Genomic DNA, 6,028 nt, shown 5'->3' on the forward strand with positions numbered 1-6,028 from the left:
CCGCCGGCATCGGCGGTCGCGACTTAACCTGCGGGCAACACCGCTCCGACCGCTCTCCGACACAGCGCTGACGACCATGGCCGCGGATCACCCCGCCCGGCGCCTTGCCCATGTCCTCAGTTCCTGTCGTACCGTTTGGCCCGCTTCCGCTGGCCGCGTCCGCCCGCCCGGGTTTCCTGCGCAGCCACTTGGGGCTGCCTCTGCTGCTCACCCTTGCCGCCAGCGGGGTGCTGATGGGCATGGGCGGCGACCAGTGGCTGGCCGACCAGTTCTATCGGCTTGAAGGCCAGCACTGGGCCTTGCAGAACGCCTGGGCCACCAGCCAGCTGGTGCACAAGGGCGGCAAGTGGGCCAGCACGCTGGGGGCGCTGGTTGCGATCCTGCTGTGCACGCACGCCTGGCGCAGCGACCGCGCTGCGGCATGGCGTTGGCCGTTGCTGTACCTGGTGCTGGCGGTCGCCCTGGGCACCGGCGCGGTGTCGCTGCTCAAGTCGCTGACCAACATGGACTGCCCGTGGGACCTGGCCCGCTATGGCGGGCACCGCGAGTACGTGGGTCTGTTCGCCAGCCGTGCGCCGGGCATGCCGCGCGGGGTGTGCTTCCCGGCCGGGCATTCCAGTGCCGGCTTCGCCTGGGTCAGCCTGTACTTCTTCGCGCTGCTGGTGCGCCCGGCGTGGCGCTGGCGCGGGTTGGCGGCAGGGCTGGTGGCCGGCGGCGTGTTCGGCCTGTCCCAGCAGTTGCGGGGCGCGCACTTCCTGTCGCATGACCTGTGGACCGTGGCCACCTGCTGGACCCTCTCGCTGGGCCTGTACCTGCTGGTACAGCGCATCGCCGCGCGCACGCAGACCGTGCCTGCCCCCCTTGCGCAGGGAGAAGCCGCATGAGCGCCACCCTGCCGCGCAGTGCGCGCCTGCCCGCGCTGACCACCCTGGTGTCATGGCGGCCGCAGCTGTCGACCGAAGCGCTGATCGTGCTGACCAGCGTGTTCTTCGCGCTGGCCTGCAATGGCCTGTTCTGGCACAGCGCCATGGCCACCCACCCGGGCAGCCTGCGCTTTGCCACCTCGCTGCTGCTGTTCCTGGTGGGCGCGCACTGCCTGCTGATGGGCCTGCTGGTGTGGCGGTGGAACGCCAAGGTCGTCATCGGGCTGTTGCTGCTGTGTACGGCGATGGCCGCGCACTACATGGGCAGCTACCACATCTATCTGGATGCGGACATGCTGCGCAATGTGCTGGCCACCGACCACAAGGAAAGCGGCGAGCTGATGACGCCGGCGCTGATTGCGCCGCTGGTGCTGCTGGCGCTGCTGCCGATGCTGGTGCTGTGGCGGCTGCAACTGCTCAAGCGCAGCTGGGGCAAGGCGCTGCTGTGGCGTGCCGGCTTCCTGCTGCTCTCGCTGCTGGTGGCACTGGGCGGGGCGATGCTGTCGTTCCAGGAAATGTCGGCGCTGATGCGCAACCAGCGCGAGGTGCGCTACCTGGCCACCCCCGGCAATGTCCTGCTGGGCCTGCCGAAGGCGCTGCGCGGCGACAATCCGATCCAGCGCGCCCCCAAGCTGCCGATCGGCACCGACGCCACCGCCACGCCGCGCGCCGCAGGCAGCCGGCCGCGCTTGCTGGTGATCGTGATGGGCGAAACCGCACGCGCGCAGAACTGGGGTCTGAACGGCTATGCCAGGCAGACCACACCGGAACTGGCGCAGGCCGGGGTGATCAACTTCCCGGACATGCATTCGTGCGGCACCAGCACCGAAGTCTCTCTGCCCTGCCTGTTCTCGCCGTACGGTCGCCACGACTACGACGAGAAAAAGATCCGCGCGCACCAGTCGTTGCTGCACGTGCTGGACCGCGCCGGCATCAGCACGCTGTGGCGTGACAACCAGTCCGGCTGCAAGGGAGTCTGCGAAGGCCTGCCGATGCAGGCGCTGGACGATGCCAGGCACCCACAGCTGTGCGCCAACGGACGCTGCATGGACGAGATCCTGATCGACGACCTGGCCACGCAGGTACGCGCCCGGCCCGGCGACCGGGTGGTGGTGCTGCACCAGCTGGGCAACCACGGGCCGAGCTACTTCGAGCGCTACCCGGCCCGCTTCCGCCACTTCACCCCCACCTGCGACACCGCCGACCTGGGCAAGTGCAGCCGCGAGCAGATCACCAACAGCTACGACAACGCGCTGCTGTACACCGACCACCTGCTGTCGCGCACGATCGGCACGCTGAAGGGCATGGACGACTACGACACCGCGATGATCTACCTGTCCGACCATGGTGAATCACTGGGCGAAAAGGGCCTGTTCCTGCACGGCGTACCGTATGCGATCGCACCGCAGGAACAGACACGGGTCCCGATGACGATGTGGTTCTCCCCCTCGTTCGCCGCCAACCGCGGCCTCAACCTGGCCTGCGTGCGCCAGCGCGCGGGCAAATACACCGACCACGACAACCTCTTCCCGTCCGTCCTGGGGCTGATGCAGGTCAAGACCGCCCTCTACGAACGCGGCCGCGATCTGTTTGCAGGATGCGAGGCTTAGTTTCCTGCTAGCCACTCCCGTCTCCGCTTCTGCTGCTTCGCCGGATAGCAAAGACACATGCAGCCAACGTCGGCCATGACCCAAGCGCAATGCTGGCCGTTGCCGTTGAACTTGCCGTTGCCATACGCACCAGCCCTGTGTGGACGGGTCGGTGTGGGTGGGTTGGCGGGACCGTTGGGCGCCATGGGTCCGGCGCATGCGCCGGACGGGTCGGGCAGGACGCCCGACCCCGGCCTTGCCGTTTGTGCAGGACTGCACAAACGCGCAAGGCGCCCACGAGGCTCCAGGGGTGAAGGCGCATTGCTTGCGAGGCGCTGCCTCGCATGCGACTGAACGCACAGCCGCCAGCGGCTGGGCCGGACCGCGGAGCGGGATTCACGGCGTGTCCCGCCAACCCACCCACGCCGACCCGCTTCCGGAGCGTCGCAGCCAACTGCTTCTAAAGAGCGAACGGAGCCGACGTTGCTGCCCTGCCCCTTGCGGTGTGACGGACGCTTCACTAGCCTTCGCCGGTCTGTCACCACCCAAGGATGTCCCCGTGAACCACCGCCCGCTCCTGCTGGCCCTGGCTGTCAGCGCTGCCGCACTGACGCTGGCGGCCTGCCAGAAGGAAACGACCCCGGCCGATGCCCCCGCCGCGGCTGCTGCCACCCCGACCGAAACCGCGGACCAGTTCATCGCCCGCGTCAACGCCGAGTACAAGGCCATGTACCCGGAAATGACCTCGGCACAGTGGCTCTCCTCGACCTACATCAACGAGGATTCCGAGCGCGTGGCGGCCAAGGCCAACGAACGCTGGCTCACCGTCCTCAACGGCTGGATCACCCAGGCCGGCACCTACGACGGCAAGCCCATGAGCGAGGATACCAAGCGCCAGATCCACCTCCTCAAACTCATGACCTCCATGCCCGCCCCGCGCGACCCGGCCAAGCTCTCCGAGCTCACCCGCATCGCCAGCCGCATGGAAGGCGCCTATGGCGCGGGCAAGTACTGCACCGATGACGCCAACCCCGCCACCTGCCGCCAGCTTGGCGACCTCGAACAGGTCCTTGCCCGCAGCCGCGACTACGACAAGCAACTGGACGCCTGGCAGGGCTGGCACGCCACCACCAAGCCCATGCGCGCCGACTACCAGCGCTTCGTCGGCCTCGTCAACGAAGGTGCCAAGGAAATGGGCTTCGCCGACGCCGGCCAGATGTGGCGCAGCGGCTACGACATGCCCCCCGAGCAGATCGGCCCGGAAACCGACCGCCTGTGGGAACAGGTCAAGCCCATGTACGAACAGCTGCACTGCTACGCCCGTACCAAGCTGGATGACACCTACGGCAAGGACAAGGCCGAAACCGAGGGTGGCCTGATCGCCGCCCACCTGCTCGGCAACATGTGGCAGCAGGACTGGTCCAACCTCTGGGACCAGCTGGAACCGTATCCCGGCGCCGGCAGCCTGGACATCACCGCCGCACTGGAAAAGCAGTACCAGACCAACCTCAGCGGCGCGCTGGCCAAGGCCGGCGGCAACAACGCCACCATCGAAGCGCAGTTCAAGGCGCAGCGCGAGGCCGAACTGCGTACCGCCAAGCAGATGACCGAACGTGCGCAGGACTTCTACGTCTCGCTCGGCATGCCCGCGCTGCCCAAGTCGTACTGGGACAAGACCCAGTTCATCAAGCCGCTGGACCGCGACGTGGTCTGCCATGCCAGCGCCTGGGACATGAACATGGACGGCGACGTGCGCACCAAGATGTGCATCAAGCCTACCGAAGAGAACTTCACCACCATCTACCACGAGCTGGGCCACATCTATTACGACCTGGCCTACAACCCGCTGCCGCCGCTGTTCCAGGGCGGTGCCAACGATGGCTTCCACGAAGCGATCGGCGACACCATCGTGCTGGCGATGACCCCGCAGTACCTCAACTCCATCGGCCTGGTCGACAAGCCGCAGGAAAGCCGCGAGGCCACCATCAACGCGCAGATGCGCATGGCCCTCAGCGGCGTGTCGTTCCTGCCGTTCGGCCTGATGATCGACCGTTGGCGGTGGGGCGTGTTCGATGGCTCCATCACCCCGGACCACTACAACCAAGCGTGGTGGGACCTGAAGGCCAAGTACCAGGGCGTGGCCCCGGTGGGCGCGCGCGGTGAAGAGTTCTTCGATCCGGGTGCCAAGTACCACGTGCCGGGCAACACCCCGTACACCCGCTACTTCCTGGCGCGCATCCTGCAGTTCCAGTTCTACAAGGGCCTGTGCGATGCCGCCGGCTACAAGGGCCCGCTGCACCAGTGCAGCTTCTACGGCAACAAGGAAGCCGGGCAGAAGTTCTGGGCGATGCTGAGCAAGGGCGCCAGCCAGCCGTGGCAGGCCACCCTGCGCGAGATCACCGGCGGCGACAAGCTCGATGCCGGCCCGATGATCGAGTACTTCACCCCGGTCAACGAGTGGCTCAAGCAGCAGAACCAGGGCCAGATGTGTGGCTGGAAGGCACCGGCGGCCACCGCCGCGGGCACCCCGGCCGCGACCGCACCGGCGGCACGCTGACCGGGTGCTGGGGCCGGCCGCTGGTCGGCTCCATCGCTGCATGAAAAAACCGGCCGAAAGGCCGGTTTTTTCTTGAATGCAGCCACGCATGGCGTGGCTCTACCCGCCCGGCCTCAGGAGTTCGTCGGGGTCTTCAGACTGGCCGCAAGTTCGGTCTTGAACTGCTCGAAGTCCTTGCCGTCGGCCTTGGCCTCGGCATGCGCGGCGTCCTTCAGTGCATCCGAATACACCAGGCGCACCGGCGTGCCCTGGCGTTCGTGCAGTTCGGCGGCCTGCATGATCAGCGCCAGCACGCGGGCGGCACTGGGGGTCTGGCCGGCGATACGGCCGTCCATGCCCAGCACCCATTCGCCATCACGGCGCACCACGCCGGCCAGCAGCGTGCGCTGCTGGTCGCGCAGTTCCGCATGCGGTTCGACCGGCGAGGTGGCGGCCTGCTCACGGTTGGCGGCCTGGGTTTCACGGCGCCGGCGGATGTCGCGGCGCAGTTTGGAGGTGGTCGACATCAAGAACGTCCGGACTGCATCAAAGCGCCAAGGATACCGCAGGTGCCCCGCCAGGCCTGCCGGGGGCCGCCGCCCGCCTCAGTCCAGCACCTTGCCGTGGCGCCAGTACCCCATGAAGGTGATGGCCCGTTTGTCGATCCCGCAGTCTTTCACCAGGTGCCGGCGGATCGCCATCACCGCGCCGGCTTCCCCGGCCACCCAGGCGTACAGCCCGCCCCCTTGCGCACTGGCCTGCTCCCACAGGATGTCCTGGTCGATGTCGATCTCGGCCAGGTCCTGCTCGGCCGCGCGCAGCCCCAGCGGCCCGACCCGCGCCTGCACGGCCTGCTGCAGCAGCTGGCCGTGCGCGGCGCCCTCGCGCGCCAGCCAGAACAGCTGCGCGCCCACCGGGGCCGCCAGCGGCAGCACGTCGGCGTCGTGGGCCACTTCCAGGAAGGCCTGCACCTGCGGCGG

At 68.0% G+C, this 6,028-nt stretch carries 5 protein-coding genes; 3 read left to right on the plus strand and 2 right to left on the minus strand.

Going from position 1 to position 6,028, the window contains the following annotated elements; translation table 11 throughout:
- Window positions 1–110: 110 nt before the first annotated feature.
- The 3 genes from DBR34_RS03290 to DBR34_RS03300 all read left to right on the plus strand — a co-directional run bounded on the left by DBR34_RS03290 (window position 111) and on the right by DBR34_RS03300 (window position 5,069).
- Entirely contained in the window at window positions 111–884 is a 774-nt protein-coding gene (locus DBR34_RS03290; RefSeq protein ID WP_128095685.1) for a phosphatase PAP2 family protein, read from the plus strand.
- Complete coding sequence (locus tag DBR34_RS03295; protein WP_128095686.1) at window positions 881–2,533, plus strand: phosphoethanolamine--lipid A transferase; 1,653 nt, start codon at window positions 881–883, stop codon at window positions 2,531–2,533. The genes DBR34_RS03290 and DBR34_RS03295 overlap by 4 nt, the downstream gene beginning before the upstream one ends.
- A gap of 538 nt (window positions 2,534–3,071) precedes the next feature.
- Window positions 3,072–5,069, plus strand: a complete 1,998-nt coding sequence (locus DBR34_RS03300) for a M2 family metallopeptidase (protein ID WP_128095687.1) — start codon at window positions 3,072–3,074, stop codon at window positions 5,067–5,069.
- Between the two features lie 113 nt (window positions 5,070–5,182).
- On the opposite strand, the gene DBR34_RS03305 is transcribed toward DBR34_RS03300, so the two are convergent.
- Both DBR34_RS03305 and DBR34_RS22050 read right to left on the minus strand, forming a co-directional pair.
- Window positions 5,183–5,575 carry a hypothetical protein gene (locus DBR34_RS03305; protein ID WP_128095688.1) on the minus strand — a complete coding sequence of 131 codons (393 nt, stop codon included), beginning with the start codon at window positions 5,573–5,575 and terminating at the stop codon, window positions 5,183–5,185.
- 78 nt (window positions 5,576–5,653) lie between these two features.
- On the minus strand, window positions 5,654–6,028 hold a 375-nt coding region (locus DBR34_RS22050), incomplete at its 5' end, for a siderophore-interacting protein (RefSeq protein WP_258223635.1).

It is taken from the genome of Stenotrophomonas sp. HMWF003, assembly GCF_003061285.1.
Lineage (GTDB): Bacteria > Pseudomonadota > Gammaproteobacteria > Xanthomonadales > Xanthomonadaceae > Stenotrophomonas > Stenotrophomonas maltophilia_AP.

Excerpts from the sequence above, each read along its gene's own strand:
- DBR34_RS03290 (WP_128095685.1), top strand. The coding sequence starts at position 111 with ATGTCCTCAGTTCCTGTCGTACCGTTTGGCCCGCTTCCGCTGGCCGCG.
- DBR34_RS03295 (WP_128095686.1), top strand. The coding sequence starts at position 881 with ATGAGCGCCACCCTGCCGCGCAGTGCGCGCCTGCCCGCGCTGACCACC.
- DBR34_RS03305 (WP_128095688.1), bottom strand. The coding sequence starts at position 5,575 with ATGTCGACCACCTCCAAACTGCGCCGCGACATCCGCCGGCGCCGTGAA.